Here is a 25,575-nt window from a genome sequence, read left to right on the forward strand (position 1 = left end):
GACGGCGAGGGCGGTTCTGGACCAAGGGCATGGCCCGAATGGTCCGCTCCGCTCCTCGTGCCGTCCTCTTCGCCGGGCTCGCCGCCCTGGTGGTGTGCACCGCGTTGGTGACGGTGTCCGCGCTCGCGTTCCCCCTGGGCTACAGCCCCGCGCGGCTGACGTGGCCGGGCGCCCCCATCCTCTTGGGCTGGGCGCACTTCGACGCCGGCTGGTACGCGCGCATCGCCACGGAGGGCTACAGCTACACGCCCGGCCAGCAGAGCCCGGTGGCGTTCTTCCCGCTCTACCCGCTGGTGTTGCGCGGCCTGGGGCTCGTGCACGTGGACACGTTCCTCGCGGGCATGCTCGTCACCATGCTGTGCGGCCTGGGGGCGCTGTACGTCTTCACGCTGTGGGCGCGCACGCGGGCGGATGAAGCGGCGGCGCGGAGCGCGGGGCTGCTGCTGGCGTTCTACCCGTTCGCGTTCTTCCTCTACGGGGCCATGTACTCGGACGCGCTGTTCCTGCTGCTCGTCATCGGCGCGTTCCTGCTGCTGGAGCGGGGGCAGCTGGGGTTCGCGGTGCTGCTGGCCGCCGTGGCCACCGCGGCGCGGCCGGTGGCGCCCGCGCTGGTGGTGGGGCTGCTCGCGCGGCGGCTGGAGTGGAAGCGCGAGCGCGGCCTGAAGTGGGGCCTCGTGGACCTGTTGCCGGTGTTCGCGGCGGCGGGCTTCGTGCTGTACGTGCTCTACCAGTGGAAGGCGTTCGGCGAGCCGTTCGCGTTCGTGAAGGTGCAGTCCGCGCCGGGGTGGGACCAGAAGCCGGGCTGGCGCACGTGGGCGAAGCTGCGCTGGTTCCAGGGCTTCAGCCGGGAGATGTCGCTGTCGGACGGCCTCCGGCTGGTGGGGCACGCCGCCGTCACGCTGGGCGCGCTCTCGCTGGTGTGGCCGACGGCGAAGCGGCTGGGGTGGGGCTATGGCGTCTACGCGCTGGCCATCGTGGGGCTGCCCGCCATGTCCAGCAAGGACTTCATGGGCATGGGGCGCTACCTGCTGGCCGCCTTCCCGCTGTTCCTGACGCTGGCGTTGCTGCTCAGGGAGCGCCCCCGCTTGCGCTGGGGCGTGCTGGCCACGAGCGCCTGCGCGATGCTGGCGTTGACGGTGGCGTATGGCGCCGCGGAGTACGTGTCATGAGCGGGCGGATGACGCCGGATGCGGAGGCCGCGTCGTGAGCGGACGGATGGCCCAGGTGCTGGCGCTCTACGCGGGGCTGCCCGCGAGCGAGCGGTTCCACGTGCACGCGCGAGCGTCCTCGGCGCCGCTGCTCGAGGTGGCCTCCCGCCTGCCGCGAGGCACGGTGGCGGACATCGGCTGTGGGCATGGGCTGCTGTCCGCGCTGCTGGCGGTCTCGGGGCCAGAGCGCCGCGTGCTGGGCGTGGACCTGGATGAGCGCAAGGTGCGCTGGGCGCGGCAGGCCCTGGCGGGCTTGCCCAACCTGACGCTGGACGTGGGGTCGGTGGAGCAGCTGGCGCTGGCGCATCCCGGCACGCTCGACGCGGTGGTGGTCTGCGACGTGCTGTACCTGCTGCCCGAGGCGCGGTGGCCCGGCTTTCTCCAGTCCGTGCGAGGGCTGCTCCGGCCCGGCGGGCGCTTCCTGTTGAAGGAGGTGGAGGGCGACGGCTCCTGGAAGCACGCCAAGGCGCTCGCGCAGGAGTGGGTGATGGTGTCGCTCCTGGGCCGCACGAAGGCCAGCGGCGGCATGGTGCTCAAGTCGCGCGTGGACGGCGAGCGCCTGCTGCGCGACGCGGGCTTCGAGGTGCGCGAGGTGGTGGGGCTGGGCGCGGGCTACACGACGCCGCACCTGCTCTACGACGCCGAGGCTCGCTAGCCACTTCGCGCGGGCCCCCCGAACCCCGGGTGTTCGCGGGCGTGACGGGGCTTCGCCTCAGCCGAGCGCGCCGTAGCTCGCGAGCGCGATGTTCCGCTCCGCGAGCTTCGCCTTCACCCGGGGACTGGTGAGCGCCGCCAGCTCCGCGTCCCAGCCGTAGCGCCACGCCGGATCCTCCGGCACGTGCGGCGCGCCCTCGCCGGGGTGACACCCCAGCTCGAAGTCGCCCGCGGGCAGCGCGTCCAGCACCGCGAGCAGCGCGGGCTCATCCAGCCGGCCCGCCTCGAATACGCCCCCCGCGCTCACCCGCCGCACGCCCGGCCGAGCCCTGGGCGCCGTGCGCGCCAGCACCGCCAGCACCGTGGTCTTCAACGCGGGCCCCGGCGCCCGGAGCCACTCCGCGCGCGGCAGCGCATCCGGCCAGCGCAGGGGCAACGCCTCCCGCGCCGCGATCCCCTCCACCACGGACCGCACGCCCGGCAACAGGTGCAGGTGCTGGTGCCCGTCCAGGTGGTCCACCTCCGCGCCCAGCTCCCGCGCGCGGGACAGCTGCGCGGTCAGCTCACGCTCCAGCTCCTCGCGCCGCACCCGCCCCGTGAGCCACGCCTTCGCGAAGTCCGCCCAGCTGCCCCGGAGCCGTCCCCCCGGCGCCACCGTCCGCACGGAGTCCGCCGGCGCGGCGCAGGGCAGGCGCGTGGAGAGCGCCAGATGCACGCCCACCGGCAGGCCCTCCGCCTTCGCCCGGCCCACGGCCTCGGCCGCCGAGGGGCCCATGGACAGCAGCGTCGCGCTGGTGACGATGCCGTCGCGGTGCGCCCTCAGGATGCCCGCGTCCAGCGACGGATGCAGGCCCAGGTCATCCGCGTTGACGATGAGGCGCGTGCGCGGCCCCATGGAAACCTACCCGCGCCCCGCGCTGCCTGACACCGAGCGCAGGGGCTGCACCGACGGAGGCAGCCGCACCGGCTGCTGCGGCGCGGACGGCGAGCGCGTCTCCGGGTACAGGTTCACCAGCTCCTTCACCATCTTCAGGATGACCGACGGCGAGGCCAGCGTGGAGATGCCGCGCGTGCGCGGGAAGTAGTCCACGCCCATCTGGAACACGCGGAAGCCCTTGCGGATGGCCTTCACCACCAGCTCCGCGTCGATGAACGAGCCCTGGCTCTTGAGCTCCATCGACTCCAGCACCCGGCGGTGCATCAGCTTGAAGCTGAAGTTCACGTCCTTGATCTGGATGTCGAACAGCGCCCGGATGAGCAGGTTGTAGACGAACGAGTACACGATGCGCTTGGGGCCCTCGCTCGTGCGGTCGAACCGGAAGGCGCAGATCATGTCCGCCTCCAGGTAGTCCATCAGGTGCAGCGCCCGCTCCAGCTCCCGCATGTCCCACGGCAGGTCGATGTCCGAGTACAGCACCAGGTCCTTCGTGCTCGCGGACAGCCCCGTGCGCATCGCCCCGCCCAGCTTCAGGTTCACGGGGTGGGTGATGACCCGCAGCTGAGGCACCTTCGCGGCCAGTGCGTCACAGACCTCCTGCGTCCGGTCCGTGGAGGCGTCGTTGACGACGATGATTTCAAAGTCGTCGGTGAGCTTCGGCAGGACTTCCAGGGCGCGGCTGACTGCGCGCTCCACGTAGTCCTCTTCGTTCCAGGCGGGGAAGAAGAGGCTGATGCTCGGGTACTTGGCCACGGTCGTCATCTCGCGCGCGTTCCATCCAGAAGGAAACGGGCGCTCGGTACCAGAGGGTCAACCCGGTGGCAAACCCCATGGCCCTTCTCGTGACAAACCCTTATAGTACCGCGTAATCATCATTTTACGGGGACACGGTGAAAGCCCAGCCCTACTCGCTTCTGGTGGTGGATGACTCGCAGATGTTGCTGCCACAACTGGTGCGCGCGCTCGGTCCGGAGGACTTCGCGCTCCGGGTGGCGCGCTCCAGCCAGGAGGCGCTGGGGCTGACCCAGGAGGTAGACGGCGTCCTGCTCTGCCCCGGCGAAGGGGACCCCGCCGCGGCCCACGACCTGATGGAGGCCCTCACCCCTCCCCAACCCGCGCCCCGGCCCGCGGTGGTCGTCCTGGCACCCCCGGAAGCGCGGGTCCTTCGCTTCACCGCCCTGCGCCGGGGGGCTGAGGTGATTCTGACCCCCTTGGATGAGGAAGAGCTGCGTCTGAGGCTCTACCGGAGCCTGGAGGCGCACTCCAAGTGGAAGTCACTCCACTCCCAGGTGGAGGAGCTGCGGCGGCTGGCGGTGACGGACGGGCTCACCCAGGTGCACAACCACCGCTACTTCCAGGAGCGGCTGCGCGAGGAGTTCCGCCGGGCGCAGCGCTACGACGAGAGCCTGTCGCTCATCCTGGTGGACCTGGACCACTTCAAGAACATCAACGACGCCCACGGCCACGGCGCCGGGGACCGGGTGCTGCGGGAGGTGGCCGCCGCCCTCCAGCACAGCGTGCGGGAGACGGACCTGGTGGCCCGCTACGGAGGGGAGGAGTTCGCCATCCTGCTGCCCTGCACCCACCTGCCCGGCGCCCTCACCGTGGCCGAGCGCATCCTCAAGGGCGTCCGGGAGCTGCACGCCGGCCCGGAGGGGGCCCTGCGCGTCACCGCCTCGCTGGGCGTCTCCAGCTTCCCCCACCGCGCCATCCTCGCCCCCGAGCAGCTCCTGGTGACCGCCGACGAGGCCCTCTACCGCGCCAAGCGCGAGGGCCGCGACCGCGTCTGTCTGCACCCCCCCGCGCCCCTGTTCTCCGCGCCGCCCTCCCGGGCTGGCTGACCCAGGGGTCAAAAACCCGGGGTCGGATTTGACCCGTTTGAAAGGGGAGGGTCTATGATGACCCTGACCCTTTTTGTCATGTCCTGGAAAATGGGCGTGATTCCCGGGGTTTATCCAAATCTCCGGTTTGGCAAGGCCATTGCAAATGTCGGACTCCGGAAAGTCCATGGGAACCCTGGTGGCACAAGCGCAGGCGCAGGACCCGGTCGCCCGAGGGCGGCTGCTGCTCGTGGACGACGAGGAGAACATCCTCAAGTCCATCCGGCGGGTGCTGCGACGTGGTGAGTGGGACATCGAGACGGCGACGGACGCGGAGACGGGCCTGCGCGCGCTGGAGCGGTTCCGCCCGGAGGTCGTCATCTCCGACTTCCGCATGCCGGGGATGAACGGGGTGGAGTTCCTCACCCAGGTGAAGCTCCAGGAGCCCCGGGCCCAGCGCATCATGCTGACGGGGCAGGCGGATCAGCAGGCCATCGAAGAGGCCATCAACCGCTCCGAGATCTTCCGCTTCATCTCCAAGCCCTGGAACGACAGCCACCTGGTGCTCACGGTGAAGAGCGCCTTCGAGCAGTACGCGCTCCACACGGAGAACGACCGGCTCTACCGCGTCACCCAGGAGCAGAACGCGGAGCTCAAGCAGCTCAACGCGGACCTGGAGGAGCGCGTCGCGGTGCGCACGCGCCTGCTGTCCGCGGCCAAGCGCGAATGGGAGCTGTCCTTCGACTGCATGGAGACGCCGCTCGCGGTGGTGCGCGCGCGGGACTTCGCGGTGCGCCGGGCCAACGTCGCGTACGCGCAGGTGGCCCGCCGCTCCATCGAAGAGGTGCCCTCCGACGTCCCGTGCCACCAGTACCTCTTCGGCCGGGACACGCCGTGCGCGGGCTGCCCGCTGCCCTCCGCGATGGAGAGCGGCAAGGGCGCGCGGGGCGAGGTGCAGCAGGGCGGGCGCAGCTACGTGGTGGCCGCCTATCCGTTCTCCGGCGACGACCGCGCGGTGTGCACCTACCGCGACGTCACCGAGGAGCAGGCGATGACGCGCCGGCTCATCGAGACGGAGAAGATGGCCGCGGTGGGGCAGCTGGCGGGCGGCGTGGCCCACGAAATCAACAACCCGCTGGGCGGCATCCTGGCCTTCGCGCAGCTCATGTCGCGCGACGCGGGCCGCAGCGACGGCGACCTGGAGTCGCTGAAGCTGATTGAAGAGAGCGCGCTGCGCTGCAAGCGCATCGTGGAGAGCCTGCTGAAGTTCAGCCGGCACAGCCGCGTGGAGGACCGCCGCCTCTTCGACGTGTCCAAGTGCGTGGAGGACGCGGCGGTGCTCTTCCGCGCGCAGCTCAAGTCCATGCCCAAGGTGGAGCTGACGCTGGGCCTCAAGGACGGCCTCCCCAAGGTGTACGGCGACCCCGGCACGCTCGCGCAGGTGGTGCTCAACCTGCTGCAGAACGGCCTCCAGTCGCTGCCCCAGGCCGAGGGGCGCCTGTCCCTGGAGACGGGGCGCGAGGGCGACCGGACCTTCTTCGCGGTGACGGACACCGGGACGGGCATCGAGGAGCGCCACCTGCCGCGCATCTTCGAGCCGTCCTTCACCACCAAGCCTCCCGGCGAGGGCACGGGCCTGGGCCTGTCCATCGCCTATCGCATCGTCCAGGACCACGGGGGCACCTTCCAGGTGGACACCCACGTCGGCCAGGGCTCCCGCTTCACCGTCTTCCTGCCCATTCCCCTGCAGCTCGAGAGGTTGCCGTGAACCAAGTCAAGCGCGCCAAGGTCCTCGTCGTGGATGACGACTCCGTCGTCCTCAAGGCCGTCACCCAGATCCTCCAGCGGGAGGGGCACCCGGTCGTGGCCATCGACGACGCGGTGGAGGGGCTCGCGGCGGCGAAGGATCCGTCCATCGACGTGGTCGTGCTGGACATCAAGATGCCGCACCTGTCCGGCATGGACCTCCTGCGCGCCATCAAGGCGGACCGCCCGGACGTGGAGGTCATCATGATGACGGCCTTCGCCACCGTGGAGACGGCGGTGGAGGCGGTGAAGGCGGGCGCGTACGACTACCTCACCAAGCCCTTCGAGAACATCGACGAGGTGAGCCTCACGGTGGCCAAGGCCGCCGAGCGCAAGGCGCTGAAGGACCGCACCCGCGCGCTGGAGGAGGCGCTCACCGCGCGCAGCCAGTTCGAGGACCTCATCGGGCAGTCCTCGCAGATGCGCGCCGTGTTCAAGCTGGTGGAGACCGTCAGCCACTCCACCGCCACGGTGCTCATCCAGGGTGAGAGCGGCACGGGCAAGGAACTGGTCGCCCGCGCCATCCACTACCGCAGCGCGCGCCGGGACAAGCCCTTCGTCGCCGTCAACTGTTCGGCGCTCACGGAGACGCTGCTGGAGAGCGAGCTCTTCGGCCACGTGAAGGGCAGCTTCACCGGCGCCACCGGCAACAAGAAGGGCCTCTTCGAGGCGGCCGACGGCGGCACCATCTTCCTGGACGAGATTGGCGACGTGCCCCCGGCCACCCAGGTGCGCCTGCTGCGCGTCCTCCAGGAGGGCGAGGTCAAGCGCGTGGGCGCCAACGAGCCCGTGAAGGTGGACGTGCGCGTCATCGCCGCCACGCACGTGGACCTGTCGCGCGCCAAGGAGCAGGGCAAGTTCCGCGAGGACCTGTTCTACCGCCTCAACGTCATCACCATCGACCTGCCGCCCCTGCGCGACCGCCCGGAGGACGTGCCGCTGCTCGCGCACCACTTCCTCAAGGTCTACGCCTCCAAGGCGGACAAGAAGGTCACCGGCATCAGCCCGCGCGCCATGGAGGCGCTCACCTGCAACCGGTGGACGGGCAACGTGCGCGAGCTGGAGAACGTCATCGAGCGCGCCGTCGTGCTCACGGCCAACGACGCCATCGACGTGGAGGACCTGCCGCCCGGCTTCCAGGCCGCGCCCCAGGCCGACTCGGCGGTGGAGGTGTTCAGCCTGGCGCACCTGCCGTATGCCCAGGCCAAGCGCCTGGCCATGCGCGCCTTCGAGCGCCGCTACCTGTCCGCGCTCTTGGAGAAGAACAACCACAACGTCTCCAGCGCGGCGCGCGCGGCGGGCGTGGACCGCTCCAACTTCCGCCGCCTGCTCAAGCAGTACGAGGTCGCTGGCCGCAGCATGAAGCCGCGCTCGCCCAAGGGCCCGGACGCGGACAGCGGGGCGGCCGTGCCCGCGCTGGAAGCCGTGTCTTGATGGGCCCTGTCCGGGAGGGGCGGCGACTTCAGCCGTCCTCTCCGGGCTCGCGCTCGCCGCGCCGGGCGGCGAGCTGCTGCTGGATGGCTTCGTAGCGCTCGGACAGCTCCGCCTCGAAGCCGTTCTGCGTCGGGGTGTAGAAGCAGCGCGAGCGCAGCGCTTCGGGCAGGTAGTCCTCCGGGACGTAGTTGCCCTCGAAGTTGTGCGGGTACTTGTACCCGCCGCCGTAGCCCAGCGACTTCATCAGCTGGGTGGGCGCGTTGCGCAGGTGCATGGGCACCGGCAGCGCGCCCTCCTTCGTCACCGCCTCGCGCACGGCCGCGTACGCGGCGATGACGGCGTTCGACTTGGGCGCGAGCGCCAGGTACGTCACGGCCTGCGTGAGGGGCAGGGTCCCTTCGGGCAGGCCCATCAGCTGGAAGGCCCGCAGCGCGTCCACCGCCACGCCCAGCGCGCGGGGGTCCGCGTTGCCCACGTCCTCCGACGCGAAGATGACCATGCGGCGGAAGATGAAGACGGGGTCCTCGCCCGCCTCCAGCATCCGCGTCATCCAGTACAGCGCCGCGTCCACGTCGCTGCCGCGCATGGATTTGATGAAGGCGCTGACGACGTTGTAGTGCTCCTCGCCGCCCTTGTCGTAGAGCAGCATCTTCTGCTGGAGCGCCTCCTCCGCCACCTTGCGGTCCACCGCCGTGCGGCCGTAGGCCGCCGCGGCCTCCAGCGCGGTGAGGGCCTTGCGCGCGTCGCCACCGGCCGCGTCCGCGATGAACTCCAGCGCCGCGTCGTCCACCGTCACCTTGCCGCCCAGGCCGCGCGGGTCCGCCACCGCGTGGCGCATCACCGCGATGAGCTCCTCCTGCTCCAGCCCGCGCAGGGTGATGACGCGGCAGCGGGAGAGGAGCGCGGCGTTCACCTCGAACGAGGGGTTCTCCGTGGTGGCGCCAATCAGCGTGACGGTGCCCTTCTCCACGTGGGGGAGCAGCGCGTCCTGCTGCGACTTGTTGAAGCGGTGGATTTCGTCGATGAAGAGCAGCGTGCGCTGGCGGTGGAGCTTCCAGCGGTCCTGCGCGCGGGCCACCGTCTCGCGGATGTCCTTCACGCCCGCGAGCACCGCGGACATGGTCTCGAAGGCGGCCCCGGTGGAGCGCGCGACGAGCTGGGCGAGCGTCGTCTTGCCCGTGCCAGGCGGGCCCCAGAGGATGAGGCTGGGCACCTGGTCGCTCTCCAGGGCGCGGCGCAGGAAGCGGCCCTCCCCGGTGAGGTGCTCCTGGCCCAGGTACTCGCTGAGCGAGGTGGGGCGCATGCGCTCGGCGAGCGGCGCCAGGACGGCCTGTTCCTTCTGGCTGGCGTGGTCGAAGAGGTCCATGGGGTCCGCAAACCTAGCGTCCAAATCTCCCTGTCGCGCCCCCTTGTGATGTCCGGGGCTGGGCAGGTGCGTCATTTTCCTTGGAGGGCTGGCTGGCGGGCTGGACTAGAACCTGGGGGGCGTGAAGACCCTGGCCATCGTCGCGAAGCGAGACACCCCGCAGGCCGTGGCCCTGGCGGCGGAGATCCACGAACGGCACCCGGACCTGACCGTCCTGGCGGACCGCGCCCTGGCGCACGCGCTGAACTGGCCGCGCATGGAGGACCGGGAGCTGGCGTCGCGCGCGGACCTGGTGGTGGTGCTGGGCGGGGACGGCACCCTCATCTACGCGGCGCGGCTGTTGGGGGGCCGCGACGTGCCCATCATCGGCGTGAACCTGGGCAGCCTGGGCTTCATGACGGAAGTGTCCGTGGAGGAGCTCTTCAGCCGGCTGGACGACGTGCTGGCGGGGAACTTCCACGTGGACTCGCGGATGAAGCTGTCGTGCCGGCTCCTGCGCGGGGGCAAGGTCCTCATCGAGGACGAGGTCCTCAACGACGTGGTCATCAACAAGGGCGCGCTCGCGCGCATCGCGGACCACGAGACGTCCATCGACGGGGTGCCCATCACCACCTACAAGGCGGACGGCGTCATCCTGGCCACGCCCACCGGCTCCACGGCGTACTCGCTGTCCGCGGGCGGGCCCATCGTGCACCCCTCGGTGGACTGCACCATCCTGTCGCCCATCTGCTCGCACGCGCTCACCCAGCGCTCCATCGTGGTGCCGGCGGACCGCACGATTCGCGTCACGCTGAAGAGCGAGACGGCGGACACGTACCTCACGCTGGATGGACAGACGGGGCACTCGCTGCAGGGCGGCGACTGCATCGAGGTGGTGCGCTCGCCCAACCGCGTGGCCCTGGTGCGCAACCCCGGCGTGGCCTACTTCACCATCCTCCGTCAGAAGCTCCACTGGGGAGAGCGCTGACGGACGGGGTGGGGCTCCCCTCCGGGGCGAGCGCTGGGGTAGCGTCCAGTTCGTGACGACGGGTGGGCCCACGACGCGCTTCGGGAAGTACGAGCTGCAGGAGCGCCTGGGCGCGGGCGGGATGGCCGTGGTGCACCGCGCGCGCTTCACCGTGGCGCAGGGGGTGTCCCGGTCCGTGGTCATCAAGCGCGTGAGGGATCCGTTCGCGCAGGACCCCGCCTTCGTGCAGATGTTCCTCAACGAAGCGCGCATCTCCATGGGGCTGTCGCACGGCAACATCGTCCAGGTCTTCGACTTCGGGCAGGAGGAAGGGGAGTACTTCCTGGCCATGGAGTGGGTGGACGGGCAGCCCCTGTCGAAGGTGCTCAAGCGCTCGAAGCTGAAGGGCCTGTCGCACCTGCCGGCGCCGCTGGCGGTGCAGCTGCTCATCGAGGTCTGCAAGGGCCTGCACCACGCGCACACGCGCCGCGACGAGCAGGGCCGCGCGCTGGGGCTGGTGCACCGCGACGTGTCGCCGGACAACGTCCTGGTGAGCCACGAGGGAGAGGTGAAGCTCACCGACTTCGGCATCGCGAAGGCGCAGCTGTCCGGGCGGCCGGAGACGGAGGCCGGCGTGGTGCGCGGCAAGTACCTCTACCTGTCCCCGGAGCAGACGCGGGCGGAGGCGGTGGACGCGCGCTCGGATGTGTACACGGCGGGCGTGGTGCTCTTCGAGCTGCTCACCGGCCGCAGGCCCGTGGAAGGGGACACGCGCGAGGTGATGGAGCGCATCGCGAAGGGCCACCTCACGCCCGCGCAGACGTACGCGCCAGACCTGGACCCGTCCCTGGGGGCCCTGGTGTCGCGGGCGCTGGCGCTGAAGCGCGAGGATCGCTTCCTCAGCGCGGAGGACTTCCAGCGCGCGCTGGCGGAGTGGCTGGCGTACCGGGCGCCGCTGTTTCCCGCGTCCACGCTGCGCCACCTGATGGGCTGGCTCTTCGAGGAGGAGCTGAAGCTCGCGGGGCAGCCGCCGCGCATCCCGGAGTCCTTCCTGCGTCAGGTCGCGGTGTGGACGGGGGAGGGAGGGGGCGGGGGGCCGGAGGAGCCGTCGCGGGCGTCGTCGGTGCACCGCGCGCACGCGACCGCGTTTCCGGAAGACCATGTGCCCGGGGCGCTCGTGGGGGCCGCCGCGGAGGAGTCCAGCGGAGTGGTGCCCGGCTGGGTCTGGCCGGCGCTCGTCGCCGTCGCGGTGCTGTTCTTCGTGGGGCAGGCGGTGCTGCCGCAGGTGTCCGCGCCGTCGGTGCACAAGCTCCAGGTGGTGACGAATCCGCCCGGCGCGGCGGTGCACTGGGACGGCACGCAGGTCGGGATGACGCCGATGACCGTCCGCGTCGCCCCGGGGCAGGCGTCCCATCAGTTGGAGTTGCGGTTCGTGGGGTATCGGCCGTGGACGACCTCCGTGTCGGAGGCGGCGGTCCCCGAGCGGGTGCAGGTGGCGCTGGAGCGGCTGCCGCCCCCGCCGCCTCCGCCCGAGCCGGTGGTGGAGCCGCGGGTGAAGGACTCGCCGCCGGACGTGCCGGAGCGCAAGCGGAGTCCGGTGAGCCTCCGGAAGGAGAGCCGCGACGCGATGGATTGGATGGCGCAGTCCCCCGCGGCGGGCGCGGCGTACACGCTGGGCCAGGAGCTGCTCGTGGCCGGCAAGACATCCCAGGCGGGTGAGGAGTTCTGGCGCTGCCTGGAGCTGAAGGCGACGGCCGCGGAGTGCCACCTGGGCCTGGGGCGCGTGGGGGCGCGGACGGACCGGGACGCCATGGCCCGGGAGGGCTACGAGCGCTATCTGGACCTGCGTCCGCGAGGCGCGGGGGCGGACGAGGCGCGCCGGTATCTCAACTCCCGGTCGGCCCGGTAGCGCGGCGAGCGGCGATGTTCCTCGTCCTGTCCAAGCTCTTGGATCTGCTGCTCTCGCCGCTCACCTGGGGGCTGCTCCTGGGCGTCGCGGGCCTGCTGCTGCGCCGGTGGAAGCGCCTGTCGGTGGGCTGTCAGGTGGCGGCGGGGGTCGTGCTGTATGCGTTCTCCATCGAGCCCACGGTGGCGGTGCTGACGCGCGCGACGGAGGCGGCCGCGGTGAGCACCTGGCGGCCGGACACCGTGTACGACGCGGTCATCCTGCTGGGCGGCGGGTTGGATGCGGCGGCCACCGAGCGCTCAGGCCAGCCGGAGTACAACGCCGCGCCGGAGCGGATGATGCGGACGTTCGAGCTGCTGCATGACGGCCGCGCGAAGCAGGTGCTGATCTCGGCCGGCACCCTGGACACGAGGCCCGAGGCGCTGGTGGAGGCGGACGTGCTGGCCGCGCAGTTGGAGCACTGGGGCATCGCGCCCGAGCGCATCGTGAAGGAGGGGCGCAGCCGCAACACCCGTGAGAACGCGCTGGAGTCGGCGCCGCTGGTGCGCGAGCACGGCTGGAAGTCGCTCCTGCTGGTGACGAGCGCCGCGCACCTGCCGCGCGCGGCCGGCTGCTACGCGGCGGTGGGGCTGCGGGCGGACACGCTCGCGGTGGACATCCGCTCCTCGTCCCTGCCCCTGGGGAGCATGAGCTGGTTGCCGCGGGCCGGAGGCCTCAGCCAGAGCACGGACATGCTGCGCGAGCTGGCGGGGAGGGTCGTGTACCGGCTGCGTGGCTGGACCACGCCCTGGCGGTAGGCACGGGGGGCTCGAAGCGGTCCGCCCGCGCATCGGCGCGGGCGCGTGGCCCGCTACTTCATGGACGGCGTCACGTGGACTCCGCCCGGAGGCGCCCCCACCAGCGCGATGCGCCCCTGGGGCTTCGCGCGGGGCGCGGGCTTGCCCGTGCTGAAGGCTCGACTGAGCACGTCCCACGGTGAGGGGATGTCCTTGCTCATGGGGAGCAGGGGCACGTCCTTGAGCATCGTGTAGCCGTCGTTGCCCGCGGCCACGAAGCTCAACGTGGCCAGCCGGTACACCGCCGCGTCGTCCAACGGCCGTCCCTTCACCTCCACCTTCGTCACGCGCTCGCCCGGCGCCTTGCGCAGGTCGTAGGTGAAGCGCAGGCCGGACACCTGCGGGAAGCGGCCCGGAGGCTTGCCATCCACGCTGTTCAGGCTGACGCCATTCTCCAGCGCCGCGCGCAGCGTGGCGCCCTTCACATCCAGCACGACCAGCTCGTTGCGGTAGGGCATGAGCGAGTACAGCTCGCGCCGGGTCATCCTCCCGGCGGGCAGCACCCGGTCCGCGCGGACGGCGCCTCCGTTGACGAGCGCCACCTCCGCGCCCGTGGCCTCGCGGAACGCATCCGCCAGGAACGAGCCCAGGTTCGTCTCCCCCAGCCGGTTCTGCGCGCTGCGCGCATCCAGCGCCACGGGCGAGCGGCCAATCCCCTCCGCCAGCGTGGCCAGCAGCGGCGCGTAGGGCTTCATCTGCTCATCGAACGCCGCGTCGTTGGGGACCTTGGAGGTGATGGGAATCACCTTCCACGCCAGCTTCTTCACCGCGCCCGTCTTCGCGTCCAGGTCCAGCGTGAGCCGGCCCAGGTCGATGGCGTCCTCGTCCAGCTTGAAGATGGGCGTGCCCGCGACCGTCTCCTCCACGCGGTCGTGGTCGTGCCCGCCGATGATGAGGTCCACGCGCACGCACTTGGCCAGCTCGCGGTCCTGCTCCACCGAGAGGTGCGTGAGCCCCACCACGAGCTGCGCGCCCGCGGCCCGCAGCTCGTCCACGGAGCGCTTCGCCGCCTCGCAGAACGGCGTGATGCGCGTGTCCTTGCCCGGCTTGGACGAGTTCTGCGTCTCCGGCAGCACCACGCCGAAGAGGCCCACCTTCACGCCGCCGACGTCGCGCAGGTCCCACGCCTTGAGCCCGTCGAACACCTGCCCCGACTTCTTGCTCAGCACGTTGGCGCCCAGCCACGGGAAGCGGGACTGGTGGATGCGCGCGCGCAGCACGTCGTCCCCGAAGTCGAACTCGTGGTTGCCCACCGTGGAGTAGTCCAGGCCGAGCGCGTTCCACGCGTCGATCATCTGCTTGCCCTTGAGCGCCTCGCCCGCCACCTCCGCGGACGACTCCACCGACGGGGAGAGGGTGTCGCCCGCCAGCAGCGTGAGGACGTGCGGCGACTCCTTCAGCGCCTGCTGGCGCAGCGTGGCCACGCGCGACAGCCCGCCCCGGTTCTGGGCGGTGGGCTGGAACTGGTAGACGTCATTGAGGTGGAGGATCGTGAGCCGGACCGTGTCGGCGGGCGGTGTCGGCGAGTCGGCCCCGGAGGCCCGGGTGGCCAGCACCAGCGCGAGCGGCAGCAGCACCGCCCAGGTGCTCACGGTCTTCTTCATCATCGGCAAGTCGTTCTCTGGCAGGGGGACGGGGGAGCGCCAATCCCACTCGGCCTAGCGCACTCGGCGCATGAAGGCGAGCGGACTGGACATGGCGCAACGCGCAAGCTCGCAGCCCTTCTTCCCGGAGGATGAAGGGCATCCGGCCAGCCGCGCGGTCCTCCCTCAGACGGTGTAGCGCCGCCCCTGCGCCAGCGGTTCGATGACGCTGCCGCTCGCGTCGAACAGGTCCGGGTAGTGGATGAGGCGCATCTTCGCGCGCGTGGCCTCCGGCAGGGCGGCGAGCTTCTCGTAGGGCGTGTGCACCCCGTAGTTCGTCTCGTGGATGACGAGGTCCGCTTCCGACAGCCACGCGATGAGGCCTTCGTCGAACGCGGTGTCCGCGCTGTAGCCCAGGCACCGGCCTCCGGCGCGGATGCGGAACGCGGTGGTGGGCACGTGGTGGTAGGTGAAGCGGCACTCGATCTCGAACGGGCCGTGGCGCACCGCGCGCTCCAGGTGCAGCGGCGTGTGCGTGAAGTAGTCCTCGAAGTGCTTGTCGCTGGGCCCCGCGCCGTGCTCCTCGATGAGGCACTCCATGCCCGCGGCCAGGTGGCCCTCCCAGAGGCGCCGGGTGATGCTCGGGTGCGCGAGCAGCTCCATCTTCCGCTGCAGCACGAAGAACGAGAAGTAGGCCAGGCTCTCCAGCCCGGAAGCGTGGTCCGCGTGCAGGTGCGTGAGGGCCACGGCGCTGACGCGCTCCACGTCCAGCGGCACGCCGGAGGACTCGGAGGCCTCGCGCATCATCTTGCGGATGGGGTGCGGACAGTCGATGAGCAGCACCTGGTCCTCCGCCTCCACCGCGAGGCACGACGAGTAGTGGAGCGCGGAGAAGGCATCACCGACGCCGAGGGGAATGAAGGACAGGCTCATGGGTGGCTCCGGACGGAAGGGGACAGCCGCTCGCGCAGCTTCGCGACGACGGCGGGAGGGCAGTAGGCGGACACGTCCTCGCCGCGCGTGATGCGCTCCTTGAGCGCGCTGCTGGACACCTCGGCGAGGTGCGCCTCCGCGGGGAGGAAGAGGGTGGACAGTTCAGGCGCGAGCGCCCGGTTCATCTGCGCCAGCTCCGTCTCGAACTGCGCATCCGTGGCGCCGCGGACCCCGCGCAGGAGCACGCTCGCGCCAATCTCCCGCGCCAGCTCCACGATGAGCCCTTCGGTGAACGTGACGGTGACGTTGGGGTGCCGCGCCACGGCCTCACGGATGAGCGCGATGCGCTCGTCCGCCGTGAGCAGCGTGCGCTTGTTCGGGTTGACGGCCACCACCACCACCACGTGGCTGAAGAGGCGGGCCGCCTGGCGCACCACCGACAGGTGTCCCGCCGTGACGGGGTCGAAGCTGCCTGCGTAGATCGCGATGGTCATCACGACACCTCACGAGTCCTCCCGGCCCTTGAAGGTCCGGGGGAAGAAGACAGACCGGCCCCGCGCGGCGGGGGGGAAGGGGGCCTCATTCGTCGTCCTTCGCGCTGGCCGCGTCCAGGAGCCCCGCCGCCATGCGCTTCACGGTGCCCGCCGCGGACCCCGGAGGCACGAGCCCGGGCGCGCTCGCGGAGAGCACGAAGTAGCCCTGGATGGCGGCGAAGAGGCCCGCGGCCAGCGGACGCGCGCGGCGCTTGCCCACCACCGCCGCGACCAGTGACTCCAACTGCTCCAGGTCCGCGCGGACGACCTCCTCGTAGGCGACGCGGACCTCCGGCTGCCGGATGGCCTCCGCGCTGATGGTCACCCAGCCCGCCACCGCCGCCACGTCCGCGTCCGGCCCGGTGGCGAGGAACGCCTCCACGAACGCCTCCACCCGCCCGCGCGCGTCGTCCGCCGGAAGCTTCGACAGCCGGCTGGCGAAGCGCTGCCGCGCGCGAGACGCCAGCGAGCGCACCAGGGTCAGGAGGATCTCCTGCTTGTCCTCGAAGTGGTAGTGCACCAGCCCCGCGCTCAGCCCGGCCGCGCGGGCGATCTCCGCCACCGACGCGCCCTCGTAGCCGCGCTCGGCCATGGCCTTGAGCAGCCCGGCGACAATCTGCTCCCGGCGCGCTTCGGTGTTGGAGGGTCGAGGCATGGTCCGATTTGTTTCTAGGTTGTGTGACCAACTTATAAACACGCCCGGCGCGGCCGTCAACCGGACCCGCGTGCCGCCGGGGCCGGGACGGCGTGCCTGGGGAGGAGGGTGGCCTAGAAGGTGAGGAGGGAGGTGACCTTGTCCGGGCCCAGCCGCTTCGCGCCCTCGAGGAAGTCGAGGGTGATGAGGAAGCTGTAGCCGACAATCTGCCCGCCCAGCCGTCCGATGAGCCGGCCCGTGGCGTCGGCGGTGCCGCCCGTGGCGAGCACGTCATCCACCACGAGGACGCGCTCGTTCTGGAGGATGGCGTCCTCGTGCATCTCCACGCCGTCCGCGCCGTACTCCAGCGAGTAGCGCTCCACGATGCGCTTGTGGGGGAGCTTGCCGGGCTTGCGCGCGGGGACGAAGCCGGCGTCCAGGGCCAGCGCGATGGGGGCGCCCAGGAGGAAGCCTCGCGACTCCACGCCCACGACCTTGGTGATGTGCTGGCCCCGGAAGGGGGCGGACATGGCGTTGACCACGCGGCCGAAGAGGCGGGGGTCGGCCAGCATGGGGGTGATGTCCTTGAAGACGATGCCGGGCTTGGGGAAGTCCGGCACGTCGCGCAGGACGGCCTGGAGGTCGGAGACGAGCGTGGGGTCGAGGGACATGGGGGCTCCGGAAGGGGGACGGCGGTCAGGGCGGCGGACGCTGCTGGCGGGGGCCCCGGTGCCCCGGGCACCTGTCCCGGAGGGCGTCCGGCCCGTCGGGCCCCCGGGTGGGAGGCCGGAGGGGCGACGGCCGCGGAACGGGCGGGCTGGGACGGGACCAGGACATGGCGGACGTTGATGATCTCACAGCTTCGCGCTGGCGGACCGCATCCGCTGGCCGACGCCGTATTTTTTCCCGCGCGCGGGGAAGCCGTCGCTGTGTTAAGCGAGGCGGTTCCCCCCGACCAAGGAGTCTGGGGCCTTGCAAGCCGTGCAAACCACCGCTGACACCCGAGACCCTCTCTCCCCCCAGGACGGACTCTGGCTTCGCGCCCTCAAGGCCGAGGTCCAGCCCGCCACGTTCAAGAAAGGCCGTGAGGTGGCCGAGGGCCGCCGCGTCTTCGGCCTGACACGTGAACCCGAACGCATCCGCGCGCAGGTCGCGGGACCGTCCGGGGAACGCTACGACGTCGCCCTGGTCCCAGGAGAGGGGAAGGTTGTTTCCTCCTGCACCTGCCCGGTGTGGAACACCATGGGCCCGCATTGCGAGCACGTGGTCGCCGTGGCACTCATCTACGCGGCCCGGTTCCGGCCGCCGCCCCCGCCGCAGAAGGTCGCCCCTCCGCCACCGCCGCCTGACGTGGTGGAGGAAGCGCCCATGGACGACGAGGCGGAGCTCCCCGGCGGAGTGCCGGGGGTGGACGGCGTCGTCCTCCCCGCGCTCGCGAAGGTGGAGAGCTGGCTGGGCCTGTCGTCGCTGCCAGACTACGAGTTCCTCTACCGGCTCACCCCCGCCAACACGAGCACGGGGGGCTCCAACGGCCGCCACTGGGTCGTGGATGTGCGCCGTCAGGACGCGCAGACCAAGGGCCCCGTGCACGTGAAGCGGCTGCTCCAGGCGGGCAGCCGCATCGCGCCCGCGGACGAGCGCATCTTCATGGTGCTGTCGCGCCATGAGCACCGCTACGACTCGCGCATCGTGCTGTCCGACGAGGACCTGTGCGAGGTGCTGGAGCTGCTGCGCCAGCGCCGGGTCATCTACCGGGGCACGCCGCTCGTCTACATGGACGCGCCGGTGCGGCCGCAGATCCACCTGGAGTCGCGTCCGGACGGCGCCACCGCGCAGATCGAGCTGCTGTTCCCGGACGGCGTGGGCTACCCGCTCAAGGACGTCATCGTGCTGGCGGGCCGGCGCACCTGGGTCATCCAGGCGCAGAACCTCCACCCGGTGGAGCCGGACTTCCCGCCGCGCCTGTTGCGCAAGTGGCTGCTGGAGCCGTCCATGGCCTTCCCGGCCGGACAGCTGGACCGGGTGCTGACGTTCTTCGCCGCGCACCTGCCGCGCTTCCGCATGTCGCTGAAGGCGGACGACATCGAAGTCGACGAGTCGGTGGAGCCGCGCTTCGTGCTCACCCTGGAGGGCGCCGCCGAGCGCGTGAAGGTGCAGCTGGCCGCGCGCTACGGACAGACGACCGTGGCGGTGTCCCCCACGGCGACGCACCTGGGCTACGCGAGCGGCGTGGGCGAGGAGGCCCGCAAGCTGTACCGCCGCCGAGACGAGGTGGAGCGCTCCGCGGGCAAGCTGCTCCTGGACCAGGGGCTGCGCTTCGACCCGGGCGCGCAGGCGTTCGACGCGACGGGTGACGTGGCCTTGGAGTTCTGGGCGCGAGGCCTGGCGAGCCTGCCCGCGGAGTGGGAGCGCTACGGCGTGCAGGCGCTCAAGGTGCGGCTGCGTCCGAAGCTCAAGCCGCGCATCCGCGTGGGCATGAGCGGCGTGCAGTGGTTCGACCTGGACGCGGAGTTCGTGACCGACGACCAGGCCGTGGACCTGGGCGCCGTGCGCATGTGGCTGGACTCGGGGCGCAAGTTCGTGCCCCTCAAGGACGGCTCCTTCGCGGAGGCGGACGTCGAGGAGCTCAAGCGCGTCGCGGACCTCCTGGAGGAGGCGGGCGCCATGCCCGGCCGCACCCGCACCCGGTTGCCCCTGCACCAGGCGGTGGCGCTGGACCTGCTCGCGGACCTGAGCGAGTTCACCGAAGTGGAGGCCAAGGCCCGTCAGGCCATGCTCGCCCTGCGCGAGTCCGCGGGCGTGCCCAAGGTGGCCGTGCCGGAGGGGCTCCAGGCCACGCTGCGCCACTACCAGGAGGCGGGCCTGTCCTGGCTCTGGTTCCTCCGCCGCCACGGGCTGTCCGGCATCCTCGCGGACGACATGGGCTTGGGGAAGACCATCCAGTCGCTGAGCCTGATGCAGAAGGTGGCCAACGACGAGGGGCGCAAGCCGTCGCTGGTGGTCGCGCCCACGAGCGTGCTCGCCAACTGGGAGCGCGAGGCGGAGCGCTTCACCCCGGGCCTCAAGGCCATGGTGTGGCACGGGCAGGACCGCCGCGAGCGCGCCGAGGACCTGAAGGGCATGGACCTGGTGCTGACGTCCTACGCGCTGGTGCGCCGCGACCTGGAGCAGCTGTCCCAGGTGGGCTTCCGGTACGTCATCCTGGACGAGGCGCAGAACATCAAGAACGCGGACAGCGCCACCGCGCAGGCCTGCAAGTCGCTGCCCAGCGAGACGCGGCTCGCGCTCACCGGTACGCCGCTGGAGAACCGGCTGTCGGAGCTCTGGAGCATCTTCGACTTCCTGATGCCCGGCTTCCTGGGCAGCGCGGAGGGCTTCAGCGACCGGTACGAGCAGCCCATCCAGGTGGCCAACGACGCCACCGCGAAGGACCGGCTGCGCCGCCGCATCCAGCCCTTCATCATGCGCCGGCTCAAGACGGAGGTGGCCAAGGACCTGCCGCCGAAGACGGAGAGCGTCGCGTGGTGCGAGATGGAGCCCGGCCAGGCCGCGCTCTACCGCGAGGTGCTGGAGGAGAGCCGCCGCAAGGTGCACGAGTCCATCGAGAAGGTGGGCTTCAAGAGGAGCCGCGTGTCCATCCTCGCCGCGCTGATGCGCCTGCGGCAGGTGTGCTGCGATCCGCGCCTGCTCAAGATGCCGCCCGGCACGCTCCTGCCGTCCAGCGCGAAGCTCGAGCGCTTCATGCAGCTGGTGGAGGACCTGGTGGCGGAGGGCCACCGCGCCCTCGTCTTCAGCCAGTTCACGGAGATGCTGGAGCTGCTCAAGCAGGAGGCGGACAAGAAGGGCCTGCGCTACCTCTACCTGGACGGCCGCACCAAGGACCGCATGGGCAAGGTGGACGAGTACAACCGCCCTGACGGCCCGCCGCTGTTCTTCATCAGCCTCAAGGCGGGCGGCACCGGCTTGAACCTCACCGCCGCGGACTACGTCATCCACTTCGACCCGTGGTGGAACCCCGCCGTGGAGGACCAGGCCACGGACCGCACGCACCGCATCGGCCAGACGCGCGCGGTCATCAGCTACAAGCTGATTACGCGCGGCACGGTGGAGGAGAAGATCCTCAGCCTCCAGCGCCGCAAGCGCGACCTGGCCGCCGGCGTGCTCGGCACGGACGGGGACGACATGGGCCGCAACCTCACGGAACAGGACATCCAGGAGCTGTTCACCGAAATCTGATGCGACCCAGGAGCGTGGGAAGGGGTGTAGCCCCAACGGCGCCGCCCTCCCACCCGCTCTCCCGCCGTGCGCACGACCCGAACACCTGTGCAGTGTCATCAGGACCTGCTAGGGTGTTCAGGTGTTGGGGCCGTCGTACGGACCGCGGAGGGCGCGCGTGCTGCTGGGTCTTCGGATTTCGAACGTTGCGGTGATTGAGGAGGTGGAGGTGGCGTTTGGCGCCGGCCTCACCGTCCTCACGGGTGAGACAGGGGCCGGCAAGTCCATTCTCGTGGACGCGCTGGGCCTGCTGCTCGGGGGCAGGGCGGACGCGGACGTCATCCGCGCGGGCTGCGAGGACGCGGCGGTGGAGGGCGTGTTCGCCCGGACGCCCGTGCTCGGCGCGCGCCTGGAGGAACTGGGCCTGCCGGACCTGGGAGAAGAGGTGCTCGTGCGCCGCGTGCTCGGGCGCACCGGGCGCGGAAAGGTCTACGTCAACGGCGCGCTGGTGACGCTGGGCGTGCTGGGGAAGCTCACCCGGGGCGCGGTGGACATCGCCGGCCAGCACGAGCACGTGAGCCTCTTCGACTCCGGGCTGCACCGGGTGCTGCTCGACAAGTACGGGGGCCTGGACGAAGCGCTGGCCGCGTACGGCCGCGAGTGGGCGAACCTGCGGGAGGTGGACGCGCGCATGGACGCCCTGGGCGGTGACGACGCCAAGGTGCGCGAGCGCGCGGAGTTCCTGCGCTTCCAGCTGGACGAAATCACGCGCCTGGAGCCGGAGTCCGGCGAGGACGTGAAGCTGGACGCGGAGCGTCGGCGGCTGGGCAGCGCGCAGAAGCTCAAGCGCCAGGGGGCGGAGGCGGAGCTGCTGGTGGCGGGCGAGGCGCCCTCCGCGGTGGAGATCGTCGGGCGCGCGCTGGGGCTCGTGCACGAGGGCGTCAAGTGCGACGCGACGCTCGCGCCGGTGGCGCAGTCGCTCAGCACGGCGCTGTCCGAACTGGAGGAGGCGGCGCGCCGGCTCAACCGCTACGTGGAGGGGCTGGAGTCCGACCCCGGGCGGCTGGGCGAGGTGGAGGAGCGGCTGGACGCGCTCAAGCGGCTGTGCCGCAAGCACGGCGTGACGCTGGACGGCGTCCTCCAGAAGCGCGGCGAGCTGGAGACGGAGCTGGGCACGCTGGAGAACCGGCGCGAAATCCTGGAGGAGCTGAACCAGGAGCGCCGCCGGGTGGAGGAGCGGGCGCGCAAGGCGGCGCAGGCGCTGTCCCGCGCGCGCAAGGCGAGCGCCGGGGCCTTCTCCCAGCAGGTGCGCGACGGGCTGGGGGGGCTGGCCATGGGCAAGGCCGCCTTCGAGGTGCGCGTCACGCCTGGAGAGGCGCTGCGTCCGGACGGCCTGGACGAAGTGGAGTTCTTCTTCAGCGCGAACCCGGGCGAACCGGCGCGGCCCCTGGCGAAGGTGGCCTCCGGCGGCGAGGCGAGCCGGCTGCTGCTCGCGCTCAAGCGTGCACTGGCGGACAGTGACGCGTGCGGCTGTTACGTGCTGGACGAAGCGGACGCGGGCGTGAGCGGCGCCATCGCGGACGTGGTGGGTCGGATGATTCGCGAGGTCAGCTCCCACCGGCAGGTGCTGTGCATCACGCATCTTCCGCAGGTGGCGGCCTACGCGGACGCGCACCTGCTCATCCGCAAGAGCGTGAAGGGGGAGCGCACCGTGTCCCAGGTTCTCCCTCTGGCGGCGGGCCCCGAGCGCACCCAGGAGCTGGCGCGGATGATGTCCGGCGTGGAGGTCACGCGCGAGGCGCTGGGCGCGGCGGAGGCCCTGATGCGCTCGGCCCACCGCTCCCCGCGGGCGCGCCGGGAGTCGGGGCCGGAGGGCACCAGCCCCCGGGGCCGGCTGCGCCGGACGGCCTGAATCGGGGCCGGAAGGTGGGGGTGACCCAGGGGGAGGGGTATGACGCACTGCGAGTTTTCGTGCGCGTCCTTGCCCCCTCCTTGGGGCTCACATAGCATCCGGCGCGTGTCCAGCACCGCAGGGCAGACCGCGGCCCCCCGCCATAAAGTCATCTCCGCTGGCCTGACGGACGTCGGGCGCAAGCGCAATCACAACGAGGACAGCTTCCTCATTGACGATGAGCTCCAGCTCTACGTCGTGGCGGACGGCATGGGTGGGCACGCGGGTGGCGGTACCGCGTCGCGCATCGCCGTCGAGACCATCGACAAGGAGCTGAGGCGCGCGCGAGAAGGGCGAGACAACCCCTTCGTCAGCGTTCCCAACCTCCAGGATTCGCCCATTCCGGAAGCGCTCCGGGGCGCGGTGGAGAAGGCCTGTCAGGCCATCTACCTCACCGCCCAGGATGATGCGCGCCTGTCCGGCATGGGCACGACGGTCATCTCCCTGGTGGTCCGTGACGAGCACGCGTTCTTCGCCCACGTGGGTGACAGCCGCGCGTACCTCATCCGCGGCGACCTCATCCAGCAGATCAGCGAGGACCACTCCCTGGTCAACGAGCAGATCAAGGCGGGGATGATCACACCGGAGGAGGCCAAGCACTCCCGGTACAAGAACATCATCACCCGCTCCGTCGGCTTCGAGGAGGAGGTGCAGGTGGACGTCATGGGGCTCGTGTCCGAGCCCGGCGACGTGTTCCTGCTCTGCTCGGACGGCCTCGCGAACATGCTCGAGGACCGGGAGATCCACGACGCCGTGGCGCGCCACGCGAGCCTCGACGAGGTGCCCAAGCACCTCATCGACCTGGCCAACGAGCGCGGCGGCGACGACAACATCAGCGTCATCGTCGTGCGCATGCAGGGCGGGTGAGGTCCGGCTCCGGGGCGCGATGGGGCGTGCCCCCGAGTCTGTTGACCTTGACACTCTTCAAAGGCGGATGATAGCTGCCCCAACCTTTCCACCCATTGAGAAACGCCAATGGGTGACGGTGCGGGAGGGGCGGGCGGTGGGGGAGGTGTTGCGCGCGCGGGGAGCGACTTAGCTTCTGGCGCCGGAAGTCCCACGTAGCGGCAAGGGTTTCCCCAGGAGTGGTCCGTGGCCAAAAAGTCCTTCACGCTGATGGTCATCCCGGACCACGACGCTCCGGTGAAGCGCTACACCATCCAGCGCTCCTGGTTGGTGCAGGTGGGCATGGGCCTGATGCTGATGGCGGGCCTGGGCGCCGGTGCGAGCATCCACTACCTCCAGGTGGCCGCGGACGCGTCGGAGAACCGCATCCTGCGTGAGGAGAACCTCACGCTGCGCTCCCAGCTGAAGTCGGTGCGTGAGCGCATCGAGCACATCGGGTCCACGCTGGACCGCGTGGAGCGCTTCGACCAGAAGCTGCGCGCGGTGACGCTGCTGTCGGATCCGCAGCGCAACCTGGCCATGGGCCCCACGGAGCCGGAGACCGGCACGTCCGCGCCCGCGACGGACACGCAGTTCACCCAGCTGACGACCACGGACACGCCCAAGGTGCTGCTGGGCCGCCTGGACCGGCTCTCCGCGGAGGCCACCCGTCAGGAGCTGAGCCTCCAGGACCTGCAGGCCTACTTCCAGGACCAGAAGTCGCTGCTGGCCTCCACGCCGTCGGTGTGGCCGGCGCGCGGCTGGGTGACCAGCGATTTCGGCCAGCGCCTGGACCCGTACACCGCGGACCGGGTGACGCACGCGGGCCTGGACATCGCGGCGCCGCACGGCAAGGAAGTCACCGCGCCGTCGGACGGCACGGTGGTGTTCGCGGGCCTGGAGGGCGGGTACGGCAACGTGCTCGTCATCGACCATGGCTACGGCATCAAGACGCGCTACGGCCACCTGTCCAAGATCCTGGTGAAGGCCGGCGACCGCATCAAGCGCGGCTCGCCCATCGCGGCGGTGGGCAACACGGGCCGCTCCACCGGCCCGCACCTGCACTACGAGGTGCGCGTGAACGGCGTGCCGCAGAACCCGCGCAAGTTCATCCTCGAGGAGTAGGCTTCCGAGGACGCCTCAGGTTCCTTCCGGCTCCGGGAGGAACGCATCCAGGCGCAGGCGGCGGCGCTGCAGCCCGTGGGTCCGCCCGGTGCGCTCCATGATGTAGGCCCGCTCCACCTCCGCCCAGAGGAGCGGCCCCAGCACCTGCCAGTGTGACGGCTGGTGCACCGTCAGCTCCAGCAGCGCCACGGTGAAGTCCGGCACGTCGGTGTCCGCGGCTCCCGGGGGCAGCGTGGGGCGCAGGGCCTCCGCCAGCTTCGCGCGAGTCGTGTCCGCCCCGTCCTCGCGCACGGTGAGCTGGGAGGTGGGCACCAGCAGCACCGCGAAGCCATCCGGCTGGAAGCGCACGATGCGCGCTCCCGGGTACTGCGCCGCGAGCGAAGCGACGGTGGCCTTGAGCAGTGCGTCCCCGGCGGGGAAGCCGAAGCGCGCGTTGAAGTGGATCATCTCCTTCACGTCCACCATCACCGCGCCCACCCGCCAGCCGTCGTGGTGCGCGTGCGTGGACAGGTCGAACTCCTCCTTGAGGAGCGTGCCTTGCGTCAGCGCCAGCACGTGCATGGCCCCGGTGGCGTCCGGCTGGCCGCGCCGGCGCTGCTCGGAGGCGATGAGTTCCTGGGCGGCCGCCTGGGGCGCCTCCTGCGCATGCCCGGGCCGGGCGGCCCGGGGGTGGAGGGCGACGAGGGCGGTGGCGGTGGCGTCGTCGAGCGAATAGGGCATGGTCCCCGCGTGTGTAGCGCGGACCGCCGCTGGGCGCAGGGGGCTTTTCCCCGCGACCAGCGCCGCCAGCGACGCGGGAAGCC

21 protein-coding genes are annotated in these 25,575 nt (G+C 71.2%); 12 read left to right on the forward strand and 9 right to left on the reverse strand.

The genetic code is table 11. The features are described from left to right. The first annotated feature begins 29 nt into the window (after positions 1–29). On the forward strand, positions 30–1,169 hold the full coding sequence (locus FOF48_RS28905; RefSeq protein ID WP_328700971.1) for a mannosyltransferase family protein: 1,140 nt from the start codon (positions 30–32) through the stop codon (positions 1,167–1,169). Between the two features lie 34 nt (positions 1,170–1,203). After that, entirely contained in the window at positions 1,204–1,863 is a 660-nt protein-coding gene (locus FOF48_RS28910) for a bifunctional 2-polyprenyl-6-hydroxyphenol methylase/3-demethylubiquinol 3-O-methyltransferase UbiG (protein WP_255442789.1), read from the forward strand. A gap of 57 nt (positions 1,864–1,920) precedes the next feature. Here the strand turns inward: FOF48_RS28910 and FOF48_RS28915 are convergent, their stop codons facing one another. Together FOF48_RS28915 and FOF48_RS28920 are read right to left on the reverse strand one after the other, a co-directional pair. Beyond that, positions 1,921–2,757, reverse strand: a complete 837-nt coding sequence (locus FOF48_RS28915) for a ChbG/HpnK family deacetylase (RefSeq protein ID WP_143906812.1) — start codon at positions 2,755–2,757, stop codon at positions 1,921–1,923. A gap of 6 nt (positions 2,758–2,763) precedes the next feature. After that, the gene (locus FOF48_RS28920) at positions 2,764–3,552 is read right to left on the reverse strand and encodes a glycosyltransferase family 2 protein (protein WP_143907072.1); all 789 of its coding nucleotides are present in this window, start codon (positions 3,550–3,552) and stop codon (positions 2,764–2,766) included. A gap of 137 nt (positions 3,553–3,689) precedes the next feature. Between FOF48_RS28920 and FOF48_RS28925 the strand changes: the two genes are divergently transcribed. From FOF48_RS28925 to FOF48_RS28935, 3 genes are all read left to right on the forward strand, one after another. Beyond that, positions 3,690–4,640 carry a diguanylate cyclase gene (locus FOF48_RS28925; protein ID WP_143906814.1) on the forward strand — a complete coding sequence of 317 codons (951 nt, stop codon included), beginning with the start codon at positions 3,690–3,692 and terminating at the stop codon, positions 4,638–4,640. 166 nt (positions 4,641–4,806) lie between these two features. Then, positions 4,807–6,387 carry an ATP-binding protein gene (locus FOF48_RS28930; protein WP_143906815.1) on the forward strand — a complete coding sequence of 527 codons (1,581 nt, stop codon included), beginning with the start codon at positions 4,807–4,809 and terminating at the stop codon, positions 6,385–6,387. Further along, the gene (locus tag FOF48_RS28935) at positions 6,384–7,859 is read left to right on the forward strand and encodes a sigma-54 dependent transcriptional regulator (protein WP_143906817.1); all 1,476 of its coding nucleotides are present in this window, start codon (positions 6,384–6,386) and stop codon (positions 7,857–7,859) included. The genes FOF48_RS28930 and FOF48_RS28935 overlap by 4 nt, the downstream gene beginning before the upstream one ends. Positions 7,860–7,887: 28 nt before the next feature. Here the strand turns inward: FOF48_RS28935 and FOF48_RS28940 are convergent, their stop codons facing one another. Then, complete coding sequence (locus FOF48_RS28940) at positions 7,888–9,225, reverse strand: replication-associated recombination protein A (protein ID WP_143906819.1); 1,338 nt, start codon at positions 9,223–9,225, stop codon at positions 7,888–7,890. Positions 9,226–9,346: 121 nt separating this feature from the next. On the opposite strand from FOF48_RS28940, the gene FOF48_RS28945 reads away from it, so the two are divergent. Genes FOF48_RS28945 through FOF48_RS28955 form a run of 3 tightly spaced genes read left to right on the forward strand, consistent with a single transcriptional unit; the run spans position 9,347 to position 12,874 of the window. Further along, complete coding sequence (locus tag FOF48_RS28945; RefSeq protein WP_143906821.1) at positions 9,347–10,192, forward strand: NAD(+)/NADH kinase; 846 nt, start codon at positions 9,347–9,349, stop codon at positions 10,190–10,192. Positions 10,193–10,244: 52 nt separating this feature from the next. After that, positions 10,245–12,080: a serine/threonine-protein kinase gene (locus FOF48_RS28950; protein ID WP_143906823.1), complete on the forward strand. Its 1,836-nt coding sequence runs from the start codon at positions 10,245–10,247 to the stop codon at positions 12,078–12,080. Between the two features lie 14 nt (positions 12,081–12,094). After that, on the forward strand, positions 12,095–12,874 hold the full coding sequence (locus FOF48_RS28955) for a YdcF family protein (protein WP_143906825.1): 780 nt from the start codon (positions 12,095–12,097) through the stop codon (positions 12,872–12,874). A gap of 53 nt (positions 12,875–12,927) precedes the next feature. Here the strand turns inward: FOF48_RS28955 and FOF48_RS28960 are convergent, their stop codons facing one another. From FOF48_RS28960 to FOF48_RS28980, 5 genes are all read right to left on the reverse strand, one after another. Next, positions 12,928–14,520: a bifunctional UDP-sugar hydrolase/5'-nucleotidase gene (locus FOF48_RS28960; RefSeq protein ID WP_143906827.1), complete on the reverse strand. Its 1,593-nt coding sequence runs from the start codon at positions 14,518–14,520 to the stop codon at positions 12,928–12,930. Between the two features lie 162 nt (positions 14,521–14,682). Then, the gene (locus FOF48_RS28965) at positions 14,683–15,429 is read right to left on the reverse strand and encodes an MBL fold metallo-hydrolase (RefSeq protein WP_143906829.1); all 747 of its coding nucleotides are present in this window, start codon (positions 15,427–15,429) and stop codon (positions 14,683–14,685) included. Continuing rightward, positions 15,426–15,923: a pantetheine-phosphate adenylyltransferase gene (gene coaD / locus FOF48_RS28970; RefSeq protein ID WP_143906831.1), complete on the reverse strand. Its 498-nt coding sequence runs from the start codon at positions 15,921–15,923 to the stop codon at positions 15,426–15,428. Before coaD ends, FOF48_RS28965 begins: the two co-directional genes overlap by 4 nt. Positions 15,924–16,008: 85 nt before the next feature. Then, complete coding sequence (locus tag FOF48_RS28975) at positions 16,009–16,617, reverse strand: TetR/AcrR family transcriptional regulator (RefSeq protein WP_143906833.1); 609 nt, start codon at positions 16,615–16,617, stop codon at positions 16,009–16,011. Between the two features lie 113 nt (positions 16,618–16,730). After that, complete coding sequence (locus tag FOF48_RS28980; protein WP_143906835.1) at positions 16,731–17,267, reverse strand: adenine phosphoribosyltransferase; 537 nt, start codon at positions 17,265–17,267, stop codon at positions 16,731–16,733. Between the two features lie 310 nt (positions 17,268–17,577). Here FOF48_RS28980 and FOF48_RS28985 point away from each other — a divergent pair, with 310 nt between their 5' ends. The 4 genes from FOF48_RS28985 (at position 17,578) to FOF48_RS29000 (ending at position 24,772) form a co-directional block, all read left to right on the forward strand. Then, a complete protein-coding gene (locus FOF48_RS28985) occupies positions 17,578–20,832 on the forward strand; it encodes a DEAD/DEAH box helicase (protein WP_143907074.1) in 3,255 nt (1,084 codons plus the stop codon). Positions 20,833–20,989: 157 nt separating this feature from the next. Beyond that, the gene (gene recN / locus FOF48_RS28990) at positions 20,990–22,723 is read left to right on the forward strand and encodes a DNA repair protein RecN (RefSeq protein WP_143906837.1); all 1,734 of its coding nucleotides are present in this window, start codon (positions 20,990–20,992) and stop codon (positions 22,721–22,723) included. Positions 22,724–22,828: 105 nt separating this feature from the next. Beyond that, positions 22,829–23,629 (forward strand): Stp1/IreP family PP2C-type Ser/Thr phosphatase, encoded by an 801-nt coding sequence (locus FOF48_RS28995; protein WP_120526812.1) that lies wholly within the window; start codon positions 22,829–22,831, stop codon positions 23,627–23,629. A 225-nt stretch (positions 23,630–23,854) separates the two neighbouring features. Further along, positions 23,855–24,772, forward strand: coding sequence for a M23 family metallopeptidase (locus FOF48_RS29000; RefSeq protein WP_143906839.1), 918 nt, complete (start codon positions 23,855–23,857; stop codon positions 24,770–24,772). Between the two features lie 15 nt (positions 24,773–24,787). Here FOF48_RS29000 and FOF48_RS29005 read toward each other — a convergent pair whose 3' ends face one another. Then, positions 24,788–25,492 carry a diguanylate cyclase domain-containing protein gene (locus FOF48_RS29005; protein WP_143906841.1) on the reverse strand — a complete coding sequence of 235 codons (705 nt, stop codon included), beginning with the start codon at positions 25,490–25,492 and terminating at the stop codon, positions 24,788–24,790. Between the last annotated feature and the right edge of the window lie 83 nt (positions 25,493–25,575).

It is taken from the genome of Corallococcus sp. Z5C101001 (assembly GCF_007352635.1).
Lineage (GTDB): Bacteria > Myxococcota > Myxococcia > Myxococcales > Myxococcaceae > Corallococcus > Corallococcus silvisoli.